The 20,834-nt window shown below is 71.4% G+C and carries 16 protein-coding genes; 4 read left to right on the forward strand and 12 right to left on the reverse strand.

The annotated features are described in order from the left end of the window. Positions 1–23: 23 nt before the first annotated feature. The 5 genes from AB0D85_RS33225 to AB0D85_RS33245 form a co-directional block, all read right to left on the reverse strand. Positions 24–1,934: an AMP-binding protein gene (locus tag AB0D85_RS33225; RefSeq protein WP_362328442.1), complete on the reverse strand. Its 1,911-nt coding sequence runs from the start codon at positions 1,932–1,934 to the stop codon at positions 24–26. Positions 1,935–2,063: 129 nt separating this feature from the next. After that, positions 2,064–3,575 (reverse strand): von Willebrand factor type A domain-containing protein, encoded by a 1,512-nt coding sequence (locus AB0D85_RS33230; protein ID WP_362328444.1) that lies wholly within the window; start codon positions 3,573–3,575, stop codon positions 2,064–2,066. A gap of 157 nt (positions 3,576–3,732) precedes the next feature. Further along, a complete protein-coding gene (locus AB0D85_RS33235; protein ID WP_362328446.1) occupies positions 3,733–4,596 on the reverse strand; it encodes an ABC transporter permease in 864 nt (287 codons plus the stop codon). Beyond that, positions 4,593–7,244 (reverse strand): CocE/NonD family hydrolase, encoded by a 2,652-nt coding sequence (locus AB0D85_RS33240; RefSeq protein WP_362328448.1) that lies wholly within the window; start codon positions 7,242–7,244, stop codon positions 4,593–4,595. Before AB0D85_RS33240 ends, AB0D85_RS33235 begins: the two co-directional genes overlap by 4 nt. A 366-nt stretch (positions 7,245–7,610) precedes the next feature. Then, entirely contained in the window at positions 7,611–9,011 is a 1,401-nt protein-coding gene (locus AB0D85_RS33245) for an APC family permease (protein WP_362328450.1), read from the reverse strand. A gap of 306 nt (positions 9,012–9,317) precedes the next feature. On the opposite strand from AB0D85_RS33245, the gene AB0D85_RS33250 reads away from it, so the two are divergent. Continuing rightward, positions 9,318–9,500: a hypothetical protein gene (locus AB0D85_RS33250; RefSeq protein ID WP_362328452.1), complete on the forward strand. Its 183-nt coding sequence runs from the start codon at positions 9,318–9,320 to the stop codon at positions 9,498–9,500. Beyond that, positions 9,497–9,634: a hypothetical protein gene (locus AB0D85_RS33255; RefSeq protein ID WP_362328454.1), complete on the forward strand. Its 138-nt coding sequence runs from the start codon at positions 9,497–9,499 to the stop codon at positions 9,632–9,634. The genes AB0D85_RS33250 and AB0D85_RS33255 overlap by 4 nt, the downstream gene beginning before the upstream one ends. Before the next feature lie 55 nt (positions 9,635–9,689). On the opposite strand, the gene mmsA is transcribed toward AB0D85_RS33255, so the two are convergent. The 5 genes from mmsA to iolC are packed head-to-tail and all read right to left on the reverse strand — an operon-like array spanning position 9,690 to position 15,783. Then, entirely contained in the window at positions 9,690–11,192 is a 1,503-nt protein-coding gene (gene mmsA, locus AB0D85_RS33260; RefSeq protein WP_362328456.1) for a CoA-acylating methylmalonate-semialdehyde dehydrogenase, read from the reverse strand. A 14-nt stretch (positions 11,193–11,206) separates the two neighbouring features. Beyond that, a complete protein-coding gene (iolD, locus tag AB0D85_RS33265; protein ID WP_362328458.1) occupies positions 11,207–13,078 on the reverse strand; it encodes a 3D-(3,5/4)-trihydroxycyclohexane-1,2-dione acylhydrolase (decyclizing) in 1,872 nt (623 codons plus the stop codon). Beyond that, complete coding sequence (gene iolB / locus AB0D85_RS33270) at positions 13,075–13,890, reverse strand: 5-deoxy-glucuronate isomerase (protein WP_362328460.1); 816 nt, start codon at positions 13,888–13,890, stop codon at positions 13,075–13,077. The genes iolD and iolB overlap by 4 nt, the downstream gene beginning before the upstream one ends. A gap of 7 nt (positions 13,891–13,897) precedes the next feature. Next, entirely contained in the window at positions 13,898–14,836 is a 939-nt protein-coding gene (locus AB0D85_RS33275; protein WP_362328462.1) for a deoxyribose-phosphate aldolase, read from the reverse strand. Then, positions 14,833–15,783, reverse strand: coding sequence for a 5-dehydro-2-deoxygluconokinase (gene iolC / locus AB0D85_RS33280; RefSeq protein WP_362328464.1), 951 nt, complete (start codon positions 15,781–15,783; stop codon positions 14,833–14,835). Before iolC ends, AB0D85_RS33275 begins: the two co-directional genes overlap by 4 nt. Positions 15,784–16,091: 308 nt before the next feature. Here iolC and AB0D85_RS33285 point away from each other — a divergent pair, with 308 nt between their 5' ends. Beyond that, positions 16,092–16,292: a MerR family transcriptional regulator gene (locus tag AB0D85_RS33285; protein WP_362328466.1), complete on the forward strand. Its 201-nt coding sequence runs from the start codon at positions 16,092–16,094 to the stop codon at positions 16,290–16,292. A 40-nt stretch (positions 16,293–16,332) separates the two neighbouring features. Here AB0D85_RS33285 and AB0D85_RS33290 read toward each other — a convergent pair whose 3' ends face one another. Together AB0D85_RS33290 and AB0D85_RS33295 are read right to left on the reverse strand one after the other, a co-directional pair. Next, the gene (locus tag AB0D85_RS33290) at positions 16,333–17,376 is read right to left on the reverse strand and encodes a zinc-dependent alcohol dehydrogenase family protein (protein ID WP_362328468.1); all 1,044 of its coding nucleotides are present in this window, start codon (positions 17,374–17,376) and stop codon (positions 16,333–16,335) included. A gap of 186 nt (positions 17,377–17,562) precedes the next feature. Further along, positions 17,563–19,842 (reverse strand): MMPL family transporter, encoded by a 2,280-nt coding sequence (locus AB0D85_RS33295; protein WP_362328470.1) that lies wholly within the window; start codon positions 19,840–19,842, stop codon positions 17,563–17,565. A gap of 181 nt (positions 19,843–20,023) precedes the next feature. On the opposite strand from AB0D85_RS33295, the gene AB0D85_RS33300 reads away from it, so the two are divergent. Further along, positions 20,024–20,698, forward strand: a complete 675-nt coding sequence (locus AB0D85_RS33300; protein WP_362328472.1) for a TetR/AcrR family transcriptional regulator — start codon at positions 20,024–20,026, stop codon at positions 20,696–20,698. Positions 20,699–20,834: the final 136 nt, after the last annotated feature.

Raw genomic sequence — 20,834 nt, forward strand, 5'->3', positions numbered from 1 at the left:
GTCGTGCGGGGTGCGGCTGCTTCCTACTTCCGGTAGAGCGCCTCGATCTCGTCGGCGTAACGGGCGGTCACCGCATGCCGTTTGAGCTTGAGCGACGGGGTGAGCAGCCCGTTGTCCTCGGTGAACTCGCCCTCGACCAGGGCGAAGGAGCGGATCGACTCGGCGCGGGAGACGGCCTCGTTGGTGTAGTCGACCGCCTTCTGCACCTCGGCCCGCATCCTGTCGTCGCGCACCAGCTCGGACAGCGGGGTGTCCGGCGGCAGCTTCCGTACGGACAGCCAGTGGGCGACCGCCTCCGGGTCGAGGGTGACCAGCGCGGCGACGAAGGGCCGGTTGTCGCCGACCACCAGGCACTGGCCGACCGGCGAGCGGCTGCGCAGCCGGTCCTCCAGGACGGCCGGGGAGACGTTCTTGCCGCCGGAGGTGACCAGGAGGTCCTTCTTGCGGCCGGTGATGGTGAGATAGCCGTCCTCGTCCAGCGCCCCGAGGTCGCCGGTCGCGAACCAGCCGTCGTCCGGGAGGACTTCGGCGGTCGCGGCCGGGTTCTGCCAGTACGACCCGAAGACCACCGGCCCCTTGATCAGCACCTCGCCGTCGTCGGCGATCCGGACGGCGGTCCCGGGAATGGGCTGTCCGACCGTGCCGGGGCGGGGTGCCAGCGGCGGCACGATGGTGGCGGCCGCGCTGGTCTCGGTCAGGCCGTAGCCCTCGTAGACGACGATCCCGGCGGCCTGGAAGAACAGGTTGAGGTTCCGGTCGAGCGGCGAGCCGCCGCTGATGGCGTACCGCATCCGGCCGCCGAGTTCCTTGCGGACACGGCGGTAGACCAGCAGGTCGTACAGCGCCCAGGCGGCGTACAGGCCCGGCCCCGGCCCCTTCCCCGTGCCGAGGAACCTGCCGAGATACGCCTCGGCGAACCGCACCCCGATCCGCTCGGCGCGGTCGAAGGAGGCGGCGCGCCCGATCTTCTCGGCCGTCGCCCGCCCGGTGTCGTGGATCTTCTCGAAGAGGTACGGCACCCCGACCAGGAACGTCGGCCGGAACTCCCGGAGCGCGGGCCGGAGTTCGTCCGGTCTCACGCTCGGGAAGTGGCCCATCTCGATACGGCCCATCAGACACGCGATCTGGAGCGTGCGGCCCAGGATGTGGGCGAGCGGGAGGAACAGCAGGGTGGAGGCGGTCTGGCCGGTGACCGCCTGGAAGACGGGGTGCAGCAGCTCGACCGTGTTGGCGGCCTCGGCGTGCAGGTTGGCGTGGGTGAGGACACAGCCCTTGGGGCGGCCGGTGGTGCCGGAGGTGTAGCAGACCGTGGCGGTGGTCTCGGGGGTGAGGGTGCCACGGCGCTTGGTCACCTCCTCGTCCGGGATGTCCCGGCCGAGGAGGGTGAGATCGGTGACCGCGTCCGCGTCGAGTTCCCAGATGCTCGGGGGTTCGGGGTGCGCGGCGGTCCCGGCGGTCACGGTGGCGGTGTTCCCCGGGGTCTCGGTGACGATGTGACGGGCGCCGGAGTCCCTGACGATCCACTCCACCTGGTCCGCGGAGGAGGTGGGGTAGACCGGGACGGTCACACCGCCGGCCGCCCAGACGGCGAAGTCGAGGACGGTCCACTCGTAGCGGGTGCGGGACATGACGGCGACGCGGTCGCCTGCGGCGAGGCCGGCGGCGATCAACCCCTTCGCCACGGAGGTCACTTGGGCGGCGAAGGCGGCTGCGGTGACGGTGCCCTCGCCGCGCCGGATCGCCGTGGCGTCGGGAGCCTCGGCGGCGTTGGTGTACGGGAGGTCGGCGAGGGAGCCGGTGGTGAGGGGTGGGGCGAGGTGCTCCCGGTGCACCTCGCGTACGACACCGGCTGCGTCCCTGGTGAGCTCGATCCTGCCTCGGTCGGCCAGGTCTGTCCGTTGCCTTGCCCGCTTGAGGTCCTTGCGTACGCCCATGGGGCGTCAACTTACTCATAAGTAAGGGTTGGTCAATGGGTTCGGACGGGTCGAGTTTCGGGTGCGGGTGGGTGGGGGTTGAGCGCGCCCACGCGGCGGTAGCCGCATATCGAATACAGCCCCGCGCCCCTAACGGGGCGCTGCCTCACCGATCGCTGTTGACAGTTCGGCTACGTCCTTGTCCTCGGTCACCTCTGCCAGAGTCGTTGCCCGGGACTGGAGCTCTGCGAGGCTCGGCGCTCCCGGGATGTCGTAGTCGCCGCCCGCCAGTGCGTCCGCGAAGTACGCTGCCACGGCCGTTACCTGGAAGCGCGGGGACGTTGTCCAGACCGAGTCGTGCAGGGCGTCCGTCTCCATCGCGCCCGTGTTCTCGTGCGGGGTGCGGGTGTCGGGGTCCAGCCAGCGGACCGTGGCCGTCGCCAGGTGGCCGTCCGTGCCGGGGTTGGTGCGGACCGCGTAGAGGGCGGTGACCGTGTGGCCGGGGCCCACCTCGCCGCCGTCCACACGGTCGTTGCGGAAGTCCTGGTCGGCGACCTTGCGGTCCTGGTAGCCGATGAGGCGGAACTCGGCGACCGTGTGCGGGTCGAAGGCCACCTGGGCCTTGGCGTCGCGGGCCACCAGGTCGATGTTCTGCGGGAGTTGGCGGCAGAAGACCTCGGTCGCGGTCGCGGTGTCGGAGACGTACGTCGTGTGGCCGTCGCCCTTGTCGGCGAGGCGTTCCATGAGCGCGTCGCCGTAGTCGCTGCCCACTCCCACGCCGAACAGGGTGATGCCGTACTCGCGGCGGTCGCCGTCGATGCGTTCGAGGATGGCGTCCGGGTCGGTCTCGCCGTCGTTGGCGAGGCCGTCGGAGATCAGGACGACCCGGTTGGTGCCGTTCTTGCGCAGGCCCTCGACGGCGGTGGCGTAGCCGGTCTCCACGCCCTCGCCGAGGTTGGTGGAGGAGCGGGCGGACAGGCCGTCGACGGCGTCGTGGATCTCGGCGCGGTGACCGCCCAGGCGGGTCATCGGCAGGACCTTCTCGGCGTGTTCGCTGAACGTGACGATCGCGACCGAGTCGTCGTCGCGCAGCCGGTCGGTCATCGTGTCCAGGGACTTCTTGGCGAGGTCCAGGCGGCCCGGTTCGTCCATGGAGCCGGAGACGTCGATGACGAAGGTGAGGGCGGCCGGCGGGCGGTCGTCGGTGTCCTCGGCGGGCCGGGTGGTGAGGCCGACGCGGACCAGGGACCAGTTCGGCCTGCTGGTGCGGGCGCCGTCGACGGTGACCGTGAAGCCGTTGTGGTCGGGGGTGCGGTAGTCCTGGCGGAAGCTGTTGACGAATTCCTCGGGGCGGATGGTCGTGGGGTCCGGGCGACCGCCGTCGGCGAGGGTGCGGCGGGCGTAGCCGTAGGAGGCGGTGTCGACGTCGAGGGCGAAGGTGGAGAGGTGGTCGGAGGACGGGCTGGTGGCGGAACCGGTGGCGGCGGAGGTGGGTCCGTCGCCCCGCGCCCGGGAGGGGGCCGGGGCCGGGAGGCCGTTGCTGTGGTTCGTGCTGCTCGCGTGGTCCTCGTCCGCGCCGCAGGCCGTCAGCAGCAGCGCGCCCGCGGTGGTCAGGGCGAGCAGTGCCCCGCACGCCTGTCGTCGGGTCCGGTGTCGGTCCATCGCGTGTACCCCCTGTGCCGGTCGGAGTCGACTTCCTGACTTTCTGTCGACTCTGACGGCGCAGGGGGCCGGAACGTGCGCGCCGATGCGTTGCGGATGGATCTCGAAGAGGCCACGGACCAGCGGCGTCGAGGCCGGAGGGAGATCGTCCGGTGACCTAGGAGACCACGTCCTTGCGGGCGAAACCCCGGAAGGCCAGGGCGAACAGCACCAGGGCGTACGTTATGGAGACCGCGGTGCCCTGGATCATGCCGGACCACTCGGGATGCGGCTGTACGGCGTCCGCCCAGGCGAACTGCCAGTGCGCGGGCAGGAAGTCGCGCCAGTGGCCGAGGGCGGTGACCGCGTCCAGGACGTTGCCGACGATGGTCAGGCCGACCGCGCCGCCGACCGCGCCGAGAGGTGCGTCGGTCTTGGTGGAGAGCCAGAACGCCAGCCCGGCGGTGACCAGTTGGGACACGAAGATGTACGCCACCACGACCGCGAGGCGCTGGGTCGCCGTGCCGGTGTCGAGCGCGCCGCCGGTCGGGATCTGGAGCGGGCCCCAGCCGTAGGCGGCCGTGCCGACGGCCAGGGCGACCAGCGGCAGCAGGATCATCGCGGCCAGGCTGAGGCCCAGCGCGACGACCAGCTTGGACCACAGCAGCCGGGCCCTCGGCACGGGTGCGGCCAGCAGATAGCGCAGCGAGGACCAGCTGGCCTCCGAGGCCACCGTGTCCCCGCAGAACAGGGCGACCGGGATGACCAGCAGGAAGCCCGCCGACACGAACAGGTTGACCGCGGCGAAGTTGGCGCCGGAGGCGGTGGCCGTGTCCATCAGGGTGACGGTGCCGTTGCGGTCGCCCGGGGTGCCGCCGATGGCGAACGCGATCACCAGCACGAACGGCAGGGCGGCCAGGATCCCGCCCATCACCATCGTGCGGCGGCGCTTGAGCTGGCGGGCCAGTTCGACGCGCAGTGGCAGGGTGCGGCCCGCCCGGTAACCGGAGGCGACCGCGGCTCCCTCGGCGAGCGTGCTCATGCGGAACCTCCGATCAGGGTCAGGAAGGCGTCTTCCAGACGGCGGTGCGGGCCGACGGACGCCACGGGCACGTCGAGCCGTACGAGTTCGGCGACCAGGCGCGGTGCGCTGCCGCCGGGGTCCATACGGACCAGGAGACCGTCGTCCGTGCGGGTCACCGAGGCGACGCCGGACAGCGCGGCCACCTTCTCCACGACGGGCTCCTCCACGGGCGTGCCCGTGCCGACGAGGAGGGTGTCGCCGGAGCCGATGATCTGGCCGACGGGGCCGGCCTGTATCAGCCGGCCGCGGTCCATCACCACGAGGTGGGTGCAGGACTGCTCGACCTCGGCGAGGAGATGGCTGGAGACGATCACCGTGCGGCCGGCGGCCGCGTAGCGGATCATCACCTCGCGCATCTCGCGGATCTGCGGCGGGTCGAGGCCGTTGGTCGGTTCGTCGAGGATGAGCAGGTCCGGCAGGCCGAGCATGGCCTGGGCGATGGCCAGGCGCTGGCGCATGCCCTGCGAGTAGGTGCGGACCGCGCGGGCCAGCGCGTCGCCGAGGCCCGCGATCTCCAGGGCCTCCTCCATGTGGGAGTCCTCCGGCGGGCGGCCGGTCGCCTGCCAGTACAGCTCCAGGTTCTCCCGGCCGGAGAGGTGCGGCAGGAAGCCCGCGCCCTCCACGAAGGCGCCGACCCTGGAGAGGACGGGCGCGCCCGGGCGGATGGCGTGGCCGAAGACCCGGATCTCACCGTCGTCCGGCTTGATCAGGCCCATCAGCATGCGCAGTGTGGTGGTCTTGCCCGCGCCGTTGGGGCCGAGGAGGCCGAGGACCTGGCCCTTCTCCACGCGGAAGGACAGCTCCCGCACCGCGTACCGCTCGGTCGAGCCCGCGTAGCGCTTGCTCAGGTCCGTTATCTGGAGCGGGACTTCGGCCAGCTCCGGGGCGGGGGCCGGACCGGCGGTACGGCGGCGGCCGGTGACCAGCAGGGCCAGGGCGGCGACCGCGCCGGCCAGCGGCAGCCACCACACCCAGGCGGGCAGTGCCGCGGCGGCCGTGTCCACCTTGGGTGCGGTCGGCACGCTCAGGGCGCCCTTGAGGGAGACGGTGTAGGTCGCCGGGGCGGTCGGGGAGGCGTAGCCGAGGTCGGTGGAGGCGAGGACCAGACGGATCCGGTGGCCCTTCTGGACCTCGTGGTCGATGGCCGGGAGCGTGATCGTGACGTCCTTGCCGGACCTGGCTCCCTCGACCCGGATCGGGGCGACCAGCTGCGAGGGCAGTACCTGCTGGGTGCCGTCCGGGCCGACGTCGTACACCTTGCCGAACAGGACGACGTCGTCGCTGGTCGAGGTGAGGTGCACGGTGGCCGTGGGGGTGCCGGTGATCTGCACGTTGTCGGCCACGGGGGCGGAGTCGAAGTGCGCGTACTGGCCCGGGAAGTCCAGGGAGATGCCGACGCCGAGGGAGGAGAGCTGGGCGAGGCCGCCGGCGCCGCCGAGGCCGGGCAGGGCGGAGACGCCGGGCGGGGAGGCGCCCGCCGGGTTCTCGATGCGCTGGGTGCCGCCGGTCAGGGCGATGGACTTCCGGTCGTCCTCCAGGCCGGGGTAGCTGCCCGAGGTCGCGCCGCGCAGCTGGGCGGCGCCGGTGGTGGAGTCGACGCCTCCGGTGCGGGTGATCCGGAAGGCCGGGCCGGTGTCGGCGGCCTTGTCGCCCTTCAGGTAGCGGTCGAACCAGGAGGTCGTCCGGGCCTCGACGCGGCTGGTCTCCAGGTCGCCGCCGTCGTGGCCGCCGGCGATCCAGTCGACGTCGACGGGGGCGCCGTTGGCCTTGATCGCCTTGGCGGCGGCGTCGGACTGGGAGAGCGTGAAGAGGGAGTCGGTCTGGCCCTGGAAGAGCAGGGTCGGCACCTTGATGCGGGCGCCGACGGCCGACGGTGAGCGTTCTTCGAGGAGCTTGACCGCGGCCGCGTCCGGCTTGCCCGACTCGGCGACCCGGTCGTACATCGCGCACAGCGCCGGATCGAACTTGGCGCAGCCGCCGCCGGTGTTGAAGAAGATCCCGGCCCACAGCTTCTTGAACACGCCGTCGGGGAACAGGGCGTCCGCGAGGTTCCAGTACGTGATCGAGGGGGCGATCGCGTCGACCCGGTTGTCGTAGGCGGCGGCGAGGAGCGAGATCGCACCGCCGTACGACCCGCCCGCCATGCCGACCCGCGGGTCACCGGCCTTGTCGAGCTGGACCTGCGGCTGGGTCGCCAGCCAGTCGATGAGCCGGGAGACGTCGGCGACCTCGCCCTTCGGGTCGTTGAGGCCGATCTTCCCGGTGGACCTGCCGAAGCCGCGGGCGGACCAGGTGAGGACCGCGTAGCCGTCGCGGGCGAGGTCCTCGGCCTCGGCGCGCATGTCGTCCTTGCTGCCCCCGAAGCCGTGGGCGAGGAGGACCGCGGGGCGTCGGCCGGTGCCGGGCGTGGTGAAGAACGAGGTGTCCAGACGTACCCCGTCCACCGCCATGACCTTGTCGGCGCGGTGGACGGCCGGTGCGTCGTCGGAGGCGGCGACGGCCGTCCAGGTACCGGCACCGACGAGCACGACGACGGCGGCCGCGGCGGAGAGCAGCCGTCGCGGCCGCCGGAGCAACGCTCGTAGGCCGGGGGGTCGAAGATCCATGCTTCAACGGTACGGGCCCGGACCGACATCCGATGCCGACGCTGGGGTGAACCCCCGGCCATCCCCGAGGAGTACGGACGCGTTGCCGCGTACTTCGGCCGCGGTACACCGGGTTGACGTCGGGTGCGGGCGGGCGGGGGTTGCCGCGCCCCCGGAAAGGTACTCCGGTCCGTTGCGAACGTTGCGCGCCGTCGTGGCTGGTCGCGCCCACGCGGCGGAGCCGCAGATGTCAGAGCCCCGCGCCCCTGGGGCGGCTGCTCTTCCCGGTGCTCGCAGCGCAGCGCCGCTCAGCGGAATCCCGCCGCCGCGGCGATCAGCCACGACGGCGGGTTCCGGCGGTGCCGTGCACAGCCCGGCCCCGCACCTTTAACGGGGTGCCACGTCCTCCGGGATCGACACCACCCAGTGGGTCTCCTTGCGGGGGCGGAGGTAGAAGGCCCAGTACAGGGTGGCTACCGCCGTGATGCCGCCGGTCCAGAGGAGGTAGGTCGTCTCCTGCTGGGTGAGGATGTAGGCGAGGACCGCGATCAGGAGGACCGGCATCGCCGGCCACAGGGGCATCCGCCAGGCCGGGGTGTGCTTGTGGTGGCCTCGGCGGGACAGCAGGGCGGCGATCGCCACCAGGAGGTACATGCCCGTCACCGAGACGCCCGTCACGCCGTACAGGGTGTCGAGGTTGACGAAGCAGAGGAGGGCTCCGGGGACGCCGACCGCGAGGGTGGCGACCCAGGGGGAGCCGAAGCGGCCCAGCTTGGAGAGGGCGCTGTTGACCGGGGCCGGCCAGGCCTTGTCACGGGCCGAGGCGAACAGGACGCGGGAGTTCTGGATGACCATGACGATGCCCGCGTTGATGATCGCGAGGGCCACGCAGAGGCTGACGAAGGTGCCGACCGCGGAGTTCGACCAGGCGGTGACCATGGAGCTGATGTCGCCGCCGGTGAGGGCCTTGATGTCGGTCGCGCCCATGGTGATCGCGGCCACCGGGACCAGGATGACCACCGTGGAGATCGCGAGCGTGGCGAGGACCGTGCGGGCGACGTTGCGGCGGGGGTTCTCCAGTTCCTCGGAGAGGTAGACGGCCGTCGAGAAGCCCTGGGTGACGAAGAGGGCGATGGCCAGGCCGGAGACCACCAGCATCGCGGTGACGGTGGTGGTGTGGCCGCCGGAGTCGGCGACCTGCATGGAGGTGAGGCTGCCGACTCCCCGGTGGCTGTGGGAGAAGCCGAGCACGGCCACCACGCCCGCCGCGATGACCTCCAGGACCAGGAAGATGCCGGTGATCCAGGCGTTCGCGCGCAGGTCCAGCAGACCGGCGAGGGTCGCCAGGAGCATCACACCGGCGCCGGTCATGGCCGGGTCGAGATGGACGAGCGGGGCCAGGTAGTCGGCCGTGCCCATCGCGATCACCGGGGGCACGATCATCACGACCAGGAGGGAGAGGACGAAGACCAGCCAGCCGGCCAGGCGTCCCGCCATCGTGGACACCATCGCGTACTCGCCGCCCGCGCTCGGGATGAGGGTGCCGAGTTCGGAGTAGCAGAACGCCACGGCGATACAGAGGAGGGAGCCGATGGCGATCGTCAGGGCGGTGGCGGTGCCGAGGGAGCCGAACAGGTCGGGGACGACCACGAAGAGCGTGGAGGCCGGGGTGACGCAGGAGAGGGTGAGGAGGGTGCCGCCGACCACGCCGATCGAGCGCTTGAGCTTCTGCGGGCTGTCCGAGACCTCCGCGGAGGCCGTCTCAACAGGGTGGAGCGTGTCGGTCATGAAGCGGTTCCGATCGACTTGAGCGGCGAGGAATGTCGGCCGGGAGTGCTATCGCCTCCGGCGGCTCGTCTTGTGCGTCTCTTCGTCCGCTCCCGGTTGCGATGCATGGAACCCCGACGAAAACCATCACGTCAATGGTCGTTAACCTACGGAATCCGTAGATCCACTCGGCGTTTTCCGCGTATACGGCAGCACGAGGGAGGCCATTCCATGGCGTCGGCCCGTACGGGAATCGCAGCGCGGGCGTCAAAAAAACATGAGGACGTCCGGTATCCGGACCCGAATCACAGCAATGGGTGGGGACTCATGAAGCTGAAGTACACCGCTGGACGGCAGGCGCTCCAGCACAGCGCGACGATCCGGACGCTGTTCGTGAAGGGCGCCTACTACTACAACGTCGACCCCCAGGCCTTCAGCGGGGGCAGCGGTGGCAACCCGGCGGCCACGGTGAAGTACCTCAAGTACGCGAGAAGTACGCGAGCGACGTGAAGGACCTCGGCAAGGCGACCGTGACCATGGACTTCGAGAAGTTCGGCGCCACCGCCCCGGTGCAGGCCCCGCCCGCCGCCCGGACCGCCGACCTCACCAAGGCGGTCGAGGACGCGCGGAAGAAGCAGGGCTGACTCCGGAAACGCCGGTGCCCCGGCCCTCCTCGGAGGGGCGGGGCACCGTACGGCCTCAGTGGTTGCGCGGGAAGCCCAGGTCGACGCCCGCGGGGGCCTCGGACGGGTCGGGCCAGCGGGTGGTGACGACCTTGCCGCGGGTGTAGAAGTGCGTGCCGTCGTTGCCGTAGATGTGGTGGTCGCCGAAGAGCGAGTCCTTCCAGCCGCCGAAGGAGTGGTAGCCGACGGGGACCGGGATCGGGACGTTCACGCCGACCATGCCCGCCTCGATCTCCAGCTGGAAGCGGCGGGCGGCGCCGCCGTCCCGGGTGAAGATCGCGGTGCCGTTGCCGAACGGCGAGCTGTTGATGAGGGCGACACCGTCCTCGTAGGTGTCCACGCGCAGGACGCACAGGACCGGGCCGAAGATCTCGTCCGTGTAGGCCTTGGCGGTCGTGGGGACCTTGTCGAGGAGCGAGATGCCGATCCAGTGGCCGTCCTCGAAGCCCTCGACCGTGTAGCCGGTGCCGTCCAGGACGACCTCGCAGCCCTCGGCCGCCGCGCCCTCGACGTAGGAGGCCACCTTGTCGCGGTGCACGGCCGTGATCAGCGGGCCCATCTCGGACGTCGGGTCGTTGCCGGGACCGATCTTGATCTTCTCGGCGCGCTCGCGGATCTTCTCCACCAGCTCGTCGCCGATCGCGCCGACCGCCACGACCGCCGAGATGGCCATGCAGCGCTCGCCGGCGGAGCCGTAGGCGGCGGAGACGGCCGCGTCGGCCGCCGCGTCCAGGTCGGCGTCGGGGAGGACCAGCATGTGGTTCTTGGCGCCGCCCAGGGCCTGCACGCGCTTGTGGTTCGCGGCGGCGGTGGTGTGGATGTAGCGGGCGATCGGGGTCGAGCCGACGAAGGAGACCGCCTTGACGTCCGGGTGCTCCAGGAGACGGTCCACGGCCACCTTGTCGCCGTGCACGACGTTGAAGACGCCGTCGGGCAGCCCGGCCTCGGCCAGCAGCTCGGCGATCTTGATGGACGCCGACGGGTCCTTCTCGGACGGCTTCAGCACGAACGTGTTGCCGCACGCGATGGCCATCGGGAACATCCACATCGGGACCATCGCCGGGAAGTTGAACGGCGTGATGCCCGCGACGACGCCCAGCGGCTGGCGGATCGAGGAGACGTCCACACGGGTCGCGACCTGCGTGGACAGCTCGCCCTTCAGCTGCACGCTGATACCGCACGCCAGGTCGACGATCTCCAGGCCACGGGCCACCTCGCCGAGCGCGTCGCTGTGCACCTTGCCGTGCTCGGCGGTGATCAGCTCGGCGATGGCGTCGCGGTTGGCGTCGAGCAGGGCACGGAAGCGGAACAGGATCTCCGTGCGCTTGGCCAGCGAGGACTGGCCCCAGGACACGTAGGCGTCCTTCGCCGCCGCCACCGCCGCGTCCACCTCGTCGACCGAGGCGAACGCGACCTTCGTGGTGACCGCGCCGGTGGCCGGGTCGGTGACCGGCCCGAAGTTGCCCGACGTGCCGTCGACGGACTTGCCGCCGATCCAGTGGTTGACGATCTTCGTCATGACCGGTTACTCCTTCACAGATGGCGGCGTCGGGTCGAGACGTGCCGTTCGTAGAGCTCACGTGCCTTGACCGCGGCGGATCGGGTCGCGGTCGCGGCCACGGGTACATCCCACCAGGCCTGCGCCGGAGGCGGGCCCGACACTGTGTCTGCGGTTTCGGTCTCCACGTAGACACATGTGGGAGTGTCGGCGGCCCGTGCCTCGGCGAGCGCCGTGCGCAGGTCGCGGACGGTCTTCGCGCGCAGGACGCGCATCCCGAGGCTGGCCGCGTTGGCGGCCAGGTCGACGGGCAGCGGAGCGCCCGTGAAGGTGCCGTCGTCCGCGGGGAAGCGGTAGGCGGTGCCGAACCGCTCGCCGCCCACCGACTCGGACAGTCCGCCGATGGAGGCGTAGCCGTGGTTCTGCACCAGCAGCACCTTGATGGCTATCCCCTCCTGTACGGCGGTGACTATCTCCGTCGGCATCATCAGATACGTGCCGTCGCCGACCAGCGCCCACACGTTCCGCTCCGGCGCCGCGAGTTTCACCCCGATGGCGGCCGGTATCTCGTAGCCCATGCACGAGTAGCCGTACTCCAGGTGGTACTGGTCGTACGACCGTGCCCGCCACAGCCTGTGCAGGTCGCCGGGGAGGGAGCCGGCCGCGTTGACGATCACGTCGGAGTCGTCGGCGAGGGCGTCCAGGACGCCGAGGACCTGCGGCTGGGTGGGGCGGACGTCGGGCTCGTCGGCCTCGTAGCAGGCGTCGACGCGCTGCTCCCAGCGCTCCTTGTCCTCGGTGTACTCGGTGACGTACGAGTCGGTGGTCCGGTGGCCGTCCAGGGCCTTCTTCAGCTCCGCAAGGGCGCTGCGGGCGTCGGCGATCAGGGGCAGGCCGGCGAGTTTGTGGCCGTCGTAGGGCGCGATGTTGAGGTTGAGGAAGCGGACGTCCGGGTTCTCGAAGAGGGTGCCGGAGGCCGTGGTGAAGTCGGTGTAGCGGGTGCCGACGCCGATCACCAGGTCGGCGGTGCGGGCGAGTTCGTCGGCGGTGGCGGTTCCGGTGTGGCCGACGCCGCCGACGTCCTGCGGGTGGTCCCAGCGCAGCGAGCCCTTGCCGGCCTGGGTGGAGGCGACCGGGATGCGGGTGGCCTCGGCGAACTCGGCGAGCACGGCTTCGGCGCGGCTGTGGTGGACCCCGCCGCCGGCGATGACCACGGGGCGGCGCGCGTCCCTGATCGCCCGTACGGCCGCGGCGAGTTCATCGGGATCGGCACCGGGCCGCCGTACGGTCCACACCCGGTCCGCGAAGAACGCCTCGGGCCAGTCGTACGCCTCGGCCTGGACGTCCTGCGGGAGGGCCAGGGTCACGGCGCCGGTCTCGACGGGGTCGGTGAGGACCCGCAGGGCGGCGAGCGCGGAGGGGATCAGCTGCTCGGGGCGGGTGATCCGGTCGAAGAACTTGGACACCGGGCGGAGGGTGTCGTTCACGGACATGTCGGCCGCGTGCGGGACTTCGAGCTGCTGCAGGACCGGGTCGGCGGGGCGGGTGGCGAAGACGTCGCCGGGCAGGAGCAGGACCGGGAGGTGGTTGATCGTGGCGAGGGCGGCGCCGGTGACCAGGTTGGTGGCGCCGGGGCCGATGGAGGTGGTGACGGCGTGTGTGGAGAGACGGTTCGATTGACGCGCGTAGCCGACCGCCGCGTGCACCATGGCCTGTTCGTTGCGGCCCTGGTGGTACGGCATCTCGTCCAGGTGCTCCAGGAGTGCCTGGCCGAGCCCGGCCACGTTGCCGTGGCCGAAGATGCCCCAGGTGGCGGCGATGAGGCGGCGGCGCTCGCCGTCCCGCTCGCTGTACTGGACGGCGAGGAAGCGGACGAGCGCCTGCGCGACGGTCAACCGAATCGTCATCGGTAACCCTCCGTGTGGTCCGGGTGGAAGCAGATCCGCCACTCCCGCGTCGCACCCGGCCCCGCCATGACGTTCAGGTAGTACATGTCGTGCCCGGGCTGCGCGATCGACGGGCCGTGCCAGCCATCGGGAACGAGCACGGCGTCGCCGGAGCGGACCTCGGCGAGGACGTCGGTACCGCCCTCACGGGAGGGGAATACGCGCTGATACCCGATACCGTTCGGTCCGTCGATCTCGAAGTAGTAGATCTCCTCCAGCTCCGACTCCTCGCCGGGCCGGTGCTCGTCGTGCTTGTGCGGCGGGTACGAGGACCAGTTGCCGCCGGGCGTGATCACCTCGACGGCGATCAGCTTGTCGCAGTCGAAGGCGGTGGCGGAGGCGAAGTTGCGCACCTGCCGGGCGCTGGTGCCGCTGCCGCGGTCTTCGACGGGAACCTCCGGCGCGGGGCCGTAGCGGGCGGGGAGTCGTCGCTCGCACTTCGCTCCTGCCAGGGCGAAGCGGCCTCCCGCGCCGGAGGCGATCTGGACCTGGGCGTCCCGGGGCACGTACACGAAGTCCGAGACTCCGCTGAACACGCTCTCCCGGCCCAGGATCTGGAACTCTTGTCCCTCTGTTCGCACCGTACATCCGCCCTGTAGCGGAAGCACGATCCACTCACTGTCCCCGGTGGTGAACAAATGCGTTCCCCCCGGGGCCAGTTCGACGATCCGCAGGCTGCTGTGCGCCCAACCGGCCCGCTTGGGGTCGATGTCGAGCGCGTACTGGGCGTTCGCGGTCGAACCCTTGCTCAGGTGCAGCTCGTTGGTCGTCATCAGGGCCTCACAGAAGTCCTACGGCGGTGTCGACGGCGGCGGCCACGTCGCCGTCCGCCGGGTACAGCAGCGAGCGGCCGACCACCAGGCCGCGCACGGTGGGCAGTTGCAGGGCGCTGCGCCACTTCTCGTACGCCCCGTCCTGGTCGTCGCCGACCTCACCGCCGAGCAGCACGGCGGGGAGCGTGGACGTCTCCATGACCTGGGCCATGTCGTCGGGGTCGTCCGTCACCGGCACCTTGAGCCAGGTGTAGGCCGAACTCCCGCCCAGGCCCGAGGCGATGGCGATGGACCTGGTGACCGCTTCCGGGGACAGGTCGTTCCTGACCTTGCCCTCGGGGGTGCGCCGGCTGATGAACGGCTCGACGAAGACCGGCAGTCGGCGTGCGGCCATGTCGTCGATGGCGCGGGCGGTGGACTCCAGGGTGGTGAGGGAGCCCGGGTCGTCGTAGTCGATGCGCAGGAGCAGCTTGCCGGCGTCGAACCCGAGGCGCTGTATGTCCTCGGCGCGGTGGCCGGTGAACCGGTCGTCGAGCTCGAAGGAGGCGCCCTGCAGGCCGCCCCGGTTCATCGAGCCCATGACGACCTTGTTGTCGAGGACGCCGAGCAGGAGCAGGTCGTCCAGGATGTCGGCGGTGGCGAGGACACCGTCGACGCCGGGCCGGGACAGCGCCAGGCAGAGGCGCTCCAGCAGCTCCGCGCGGTTGGCCATGGCGAGCTTGTCGCCGCCCACGCCGAGGGCGCCGCGGGCCGGGTGGTCGGCGGCGACGATCATCAGCTTGCCGTCCTCGTTGAGGAGCGGACGGCGGGCTCTTCGCGCGGCCGCCTCGGCGATGGCCTCGGGGTGGTGGGTGCGGGTGCGGACGAGGGCGGAGATGTCCACGGACGGCTGCTTGGCGGGGTCGCCGCCCTCGTGATGGGCGCCCGCGACGCGGCCGGCCCTCACAGCACCGCTCCGGCGGCGAGCGCGGCGTCGATCTCTTCCGGCGTCGGCATCGCGGAGGAGCACTCCAGGCGCGAGGCGACGATGGCACCGGCCGCGTTGGCGTGCCGCATGGTCTTCTCCAGGTCCCAGCCTTCGAGGAGGCCGTTGCAGAGGGAGCCGCCGAAGGCGTCACCGGCGCCGAGACCGTTGAGAACGTTCACGGGCAGCGGCGGCACCTCGGCGGAGTCGCCGTTCCGGTTGACGGCGAGGACACCCTTGGGGCCCTGCTTGACCACGGCGATCTCGACACCGGCGTCGAGCAGCGCCTGGGCCGCGGCCTGCGGCTCGCGCACGCCGGTCGCGACCTCGACCTCGTCGAGGTTGCCGACGGCGACGGTGGCGTGCTTCAGCGCCTCGGCGTAGAACGGGCGGGCCGACGCCGGGTCCTTCCAGAACATGGGGCGCCAGTCCAGGTCGAAGACCGTGGTACCCGACTTGGCGCGGTGCGCGAGGGCCGCGAGGGTCGCCGTGCGGCTGGGCTCCTCGCTCAGTCCGGTGCCGGTGATCCAGAAGATACGGGCGTCGCGGACGGCGTCGAGGTCCAGTTCGTGGGCGTCGATCTCCAGGTCCGGGGCCTTGGGCTGCCGGTAGAAGTACAGCGGGAAGTCGTCCGGCGGGAAGATCTCGCAGAACGTGACGGGGGTGTTCAGGCCGGGGACGGAGGTGACCCAGCGGTCGTCGACGCCGAAGCCCTGGAGGGCCTCGTGCAGGTAGGCGCCGAAGGCGTCCTCGCCGGTGCGGGTGATGACGGCGGTGCTGCGGCCGAGACGGGCGGCCGCCACGGCCACGTTGGTCGCCGACCCGCCGAGGAACTTGCCGAAGGACGACACCTGGGCGAGCGGGACACCGGTCTGGAGCGGATAGAGGTCCACCCCGATCCGCCCCATGGTGATCAGGTCGTACGCCATCGGCTTCCCTTCGTCACGGCTCTCCCCCGGTTTGTAGTCCCGGGGAGGGAGTCGTGTCAATGGTTTGTCCGGACATTCGGACGACAAGGTGAGAGGGCATACATACCTCGGTCGTGTCACAAATGCCACTCATCTGTCACACGTGTCACAGCTACGCGAGTTCCCGGTCACACCAGGCCTACAGCCGCTTGCGCACAGTCACTCTCCGTCGTTCACCGGACACAGGCTTTGTGATCGCCAGCGCAGCGCCCGGCTCCCCCGCCGACCTTCCCGGTCGCCGCCGCGGTGCGCGCAGGGAGGTGCATCTCATGACCGACCGAAGGCTCTGGTCCTACAAGGAGATCGCGGCGCACATCCGGGTACAGCCCGACACCGTGCGCTCCTACCGCAAGCACGGGCTCCTCCCGCCTCCCGACCACGTCGAGCGCGGCAAACCGTACTGGTACGCCGACACGGTCCGCGCCTGGGTCGCGTCCAGGCCGGGGAACAGGGGCCGCAGAGACATCTGAACCGCCCGCCCCGCCCGCCGGGGGCGGGGCGGCGAGTGCGTCAGGCCCACGGCTGGATGACCGTCACCCCCGCCCCCGGTGCCGTGCCCATCGCCGCCAGGGCCTCGGGGACCGCGTCCAGGGTGATCGTGGAGGTCACGAGACGGTCGGGGCGCAGGATGCCGGCGCGGACCAGTTCGAGCATGGCGGGGTAGGTGTGGGCGGCCATGCCGTGGCTGCCGAGGAGTTCGAGTTCCAGGGCGATGGCGCGGGCCATCGGCAGCGGGGTGTTGCCGTCCGGGGAAGGGAGCAGGCCCACCTGGACGTGCCGGCCGCGTCGGCGCAGGGAGTTGACGGAGGCGGCGGCGGTGAGCGGGGAGCCGAGGGCGTCCAGGGAGAGATGGGTGCCGCCGGCGGTGAGGTCGCGGACCGCGGCCGCCGGGTCGCCGGCGTCCGTGGCGTCCACGCCGTGGGCCGCGCCGAACCGCCGTGCCAGGTCCAGGGCTTGGGGCGACACGTCGACCGCCACCACCCGTGCGCCCGACGCCGCCGCGATCATCACCGCCGACAGGCCCACGCCCCCGCAGCCGTACACCGACACCCACTCCCCCGCCGCGACCCGGCCCTGCTGCACCACCGCACGGAAGGCGGTAGCGAAGCGGCAGCCCAGGGCGGCGGCGGTGGCATACGACATGCCGTCCGGGATCGCCACCAGGTTCACCTCGGCGTGGTCCAGCGCCACGTACTGGGCGAAGGAGCCCCAGTGGGTGAAGCCGGGCTGGGTCTGGCGTTCGCAGACCTGCTGGTCGCCGGCCGCGCAGGACGGGCAGCCGCCGCAGGCGCAGACGAAGGGGACCGTGACCCGGTCGCCGGGGCGCCAGCCGGTCACCCCGGCACCGACCGACTCGACGACACCGGCGAGTTCATGGCCGGGGACGTGCGGGAGGGTGATGTCCGGGTCGTGGCCCATCCAGCCGTGCCAGTCGCTCCGGCACAGACCGGTGGCCTCGACGCGGACGACCACACCGTGGGGGGCGGGGGTGGGGTCGGGAACCTCTCGCACTTCGGCGGGCGTGGCGTAACGGTCGAAGACGACTGCTCGCATACGGGCGTGCTCCTTCGGGGGGTGCGCGACGGCCGGGAACTCCTGCCGGACGATCCTGCCCCGAAGGGGGCGCGGGGCGGTATCGATGCGCGGCCGCCGCCGCGCGGGCGCGACCAGCCACGACGGCGCCGCGGACCAGCCACGGCATGTCACCGCACAGCCGGCGGAGCGCTCTGCGCCCGGCTCTCAGCGCGAGCCGGCCGGAGAAGGAGTCTCCCCGGGGACGTCGGCCTCGGTCGCGTCCTCCCGCTCCTCCGGGTCATCGGCCGACCCCGCGTCCTCCCGGGACACCGGCCGCTCGCCCTCGCTCAGGCCGAACCGCTCGTGGAACCGCCGCAGCGGCCCCGGCGCCCACCAGGTCGCCCTCCCCGTCAGCCGCATGATCGCCGGGACCAGGAGGCTGCGGACCACCATCGCGTCCATCAGCACCGCCAGCGCGATGCCCAGGCCCAGCATCTTGGTGTTGGTGACCCTCGATGTGCCGATCGCCACCATCACCACGGCCAGGATGACCGCCGCCGCGGTGATCAGCCCTCCCGTGCGCTGAAGGCCGAGACGCACCGCGCGCTCGTGGTCGCCCGTCCGGTCGTACTCCTCCTTGATGCGGGAGAGCAGGAACACTCCGTAGTCCATCGAGAGGCCGAACGCCACGCAGAACATCAGGACCGGGAGCGTGGTCTCGATCGAGCCGGGGCTGGTGAAGCCCAGCAGGTTGGAGAGATGGCCGTCCTGGAAGACCCAGACCACCGCGCCGAACATCGCCGTGAGGCTGAGGGCGTTGAGCAGGACCGCCTGGACCGGGATCACCACGCTGCCCGTGAGGAGGAAGACGAGCAGCAGGGTGACGATCGCTATGAACGCCGCCGCCCACGGGAGGCGTTCCCCTATCGCGTGCTTGGAGTCGACCAGTACGGCCGCGGTTCCCGTCACCTTGGTGTCGAAGGGGGCCTTCAGCTCGCGCAGGTCACCGACCAGGCGCTGGGCGTCGTCGCCCACCGCCTCGCCCTTCGGCTGCACCGTGAAGTACGCCGAGTCGCCCCGCACCAGGGGTCCGGTGACCCCGGCCACCCCTGGCAGGGCCGCCACCCGCCGCTCGTACGCCGTGTACTGCGCCTCGGTCGCCGCGCCCTCGGCCAGGACCTCCAGGCCGCCGCCGGGGTTGCCCGGGAAGCCCTCCCGGATGTGCTGCTGGACGACATGGGACTCGGCGGTGGCCGGGAGCTGGCGGTCGTCAGCCGTGCCGAACTTCACGCCCAGGAAGGGCAGTCCGAGCACGATCAGCAGGACCGTGGTGCCTATCGCGAAGAAGGGGGCCCGGCGCATGACGAGCGTCGCGGCGCGGGCCCAGGCCGTGCCCTCCGCGCCGGACGGCCGTGCCTGCCCGCCCCTGGGGAACAGTCGGCGCAGGTCCAGGGAGTTGACCCGGTGCCCCAGCAGGACCAGGGCCGCCGGGAGCAGGATCAGGGCGGCCGCCGCGGCCAGCAGGACCACCGCCATGCCGGCGTAGGCGAAGGAGCGCAGGAAGTACTGGGGGAAGACGAGCATCGCCGCCAGGGAGACCGCGACCGTCAGGGCCGAGAACAGCACCGTGCGGCCCGCTGTGCGCAGGGTCGTGGCCACGGCCGTCAACGGGTCGGCGCCCGTGGACAGTTCCTCGCGGAAGCGGCGGACGATGAAGAGTGCGTAGTCGATGGCCAGGCCCAGCCCCAGGGCCGTGGTCAGGTTCATCGCGAAGACGGAGACGTCCGTGAAGGACGTCAGGCCGCGCAGCACCGCGTTCGTGCCGAGGATCGCGACGATGCCGATGCCCAGCGGGAGCAGGGCCGCGATCGCGCTGCCGAAGACCATCACCAGCAGGATCAGGGTGATGGGCAGGGCGATCAGCTCGGCGCGGGCCAGGTCCTCCTTGATGATCGTCTGCATGTCGTGGCGTACGGCCACCATGCCGCCGACCTTGACCGTCACCGGTCCGTGGGTGCCCCGGTAGTGCGGGGCGATGCGGTCCAGGGTGTCGGCCGCGGCCTTCTCGTCGCCCGTGATGCGCGCCGCGATCAGGGCCTCATGGCCGTCCTCGGCGCGCAGGGACGGTGACCCGGTCCCCCAGTACGAGCCGACCCCTATGACGCCCTTCTCGGCCGACAGCCGTGCGACCAGGGACTTCGCCTCGGCCGCCACCGCCGGGGTGTCCACCGACCCGGAACCCGCGTTCACCAGGAGCAGCAGGTTCGGCTGGGAGTCCGGGAACTCCCGCTCCAGTGCCTTCGTCGCGTACGTCGACTCGGCGGCCGGGTCCTCCCAGCCGCCGCTGCCCAGCCGGTCCGCGACCCCGCTGCCGGCCAGCACGGCGAGCGCGGTGATCACCAGGGCGAGCAGCAGGGAGAGCCGTGGCCGGGCGGTCACGAACCGGGTCCAGCTCCCCACGCGGGGCCTGCTCCCGGCCTCCGAGGGCTTGTTGACTTCGGTCATCCTGCGGTGTCCCCTTCACCGTGACCGCTGCTCATCGGGTACGCATCCGCTCCGCGCACAGGGCAGCATGGGTCGGCCATTGCCATCTAGACTGGCAAACACGAGACGTCGCTCGCGTTTCACCAGAATGCGAGCGACCGCTCGTGTTTGTCAATCGCGTCCGGAGAGCTGGGGACAACGCGTGCCCGACGAGCCCGAGAAGTCAGAGAAGCCCGAGACCACGGGCAGGGAGCAGCCGCGCCGTCGGCAGGCTCGCGGCGAGCGACGCATCCAGCAGCTGCTCGACGCCGCCGCCTCGGTCTTCTGCACCACGGGCTACACGGCCGCCAGCACCAACGCCATCGCCCGCGAGGCAGGCGTCTCCCCCGGCACGCTCTACCAGTTCTTCCCGAACAAAGAGGCGATCGCGATCGAGATGGGCGACCGGCTCGTGCACGAGATGCGGGAGACCTACGGCGAGGCACTCGCACCGGTCGCCCCCGGCACGCCGCTCGCGGAGGCGGTCGGCGCGGCCGTGGACCGCTTCATCGCGTTCAACACCGAGCGCCCCGTGTTCTTCGCGCTGATGCACGGCCCCGACCTGCCCGGCGGGATCACCGAGGCCCACGACGCCCTGCACACCGCCCTGATCGGCCGGGTCGAGGACCTGCTCGCCTCGCTCCTCCCGCCCGACGCCGACAAGGCCCATGTCACCCGCACGGCGCACGTCTGCCTGGGCATCTACAAGGCGGGGCTGGAACTGGCGCTCGGCCACCAGGACGCCGAGCGCGAGGCGTACATCCAGGAGATCAAGGACGTACTCGTCCGCTATCTCGACCCCCTGGTCGGCGACCCCCTCGCCCGGCCCACCGGCTGACCGCACAGGGCCGGACGGCCACTCCCCCGAGCCCCCGGACTGCGACATACGTCATGTATGCCTAATGTGCGAGTAAATCTCCGCATTTCACATACAGTCATGCAGGCGTACCGCAGGAGCACCAGGGGGACCCGCC

It is taken from the genome of Streptomyces sp. NPDC048277 (genome assembly GCF_040652235.1).
Classification (GTDB): Bacteria; Actinomycetota; Actinomycetes; order Streptomycetales; family Streptomycetaceae; genus Streptomyces.

Excerpts from the sequence above, each read along its gene's own strand:
- AB0D85_RS33225 (WP_362328442.1), bottom strand. The coding sequence starts at position 1,934 with ATGGGCGTACGCAAGGACCTCAAGCGGGCAAGGCAACGGACAGACCTG.
- AB0D85_RS33230 (WP_362328444.1), bottom strand. The coding sequence starts at position 3,575 with ATGGACCGACACCGGACCCGACGACAGGCGTGCGGGGCACTGCTCGCC.
- AB0D85_RS33235 (WP_362328446.1), bottom strand. The coding sequence starts at position 4,596 with ATGAGCACGCTCGCCGAGGGAGCCGCGGTCGCCTCCGGTTACCGGGCG.
- AB0D85_RS33240 (WP_362328448.1), bottom strand. The coding sequence starts at position 7,244 with ATGGATCTTCGACCCCCCGGCCTACGAGCGTTGCTCCGGCGGCCGCGA.
- AB0D85_RS33245 (WP_362328450.1), bottom strand. The coding sequence starts at position 9,011 with ATGACCGACACGCTCCACCCTGTTGAGACGGCCTCCGCGGAGGTCTCG.
- AB0D85_RS33250 (WP_362328452.1), top strand. The coding sequence starts at position 9,318 with ATGAAGCTGAAGTACACCGCTGGACGGCAGGCGCTCCAGCACAGCGCG.
- mmsA (WP_362328456.1), bottom strand. The coding sequence starts at position 11,192 with ATGACGAAGATCGTCAACCACTGGATCGGCGGCAAGTCCGTCGACGGC.
- iolD (WP_362328458.1), bottom strand. The coding sequence starts at position 13,078 with ATGACGATTCGGTTGACCGTCGCGCAGGCGCTCGTCCGCTTCCTCGCC.
- iolB (WP_362328460.1), bottom strand. The coding sequence starts at position 13,890 with ATGACGACCAACGAGCTGCACCTGAGCAAGGGTTCGACCGCGAACGCC.
- iolC (WP_362328464.1), bottom strand. The coding sequence starts at position 15,783 with ATGGCGTACGACCTGATCACCATGGGGCGGATCGGGGTGGACCTCTAT.
- AB0D85_RS33285 (WP_362328466.1), top strand. The coding sequence starts at position 16,092 with ATGACCGACCGAAGGCTCTGGTCCTACAAGGAGATCGCGGCGCACATC.
- AB0D85_RS33290 (WP_362328468.1), bottom strand. The coding sequence starts at position 17,376 with ATGCGAGCAGTCGTCTTCGACCGTTACGCCACGCCCGCCGAAGTGCGA.
- AB0D85_RS33295 (WP_362328470.1), bottom strand. The coding sequence starts at position 19,842 with ATGACCGAAGTCAACAAGCCCTCGGAGGCCGGGAGCAGGCCCCGCGTG.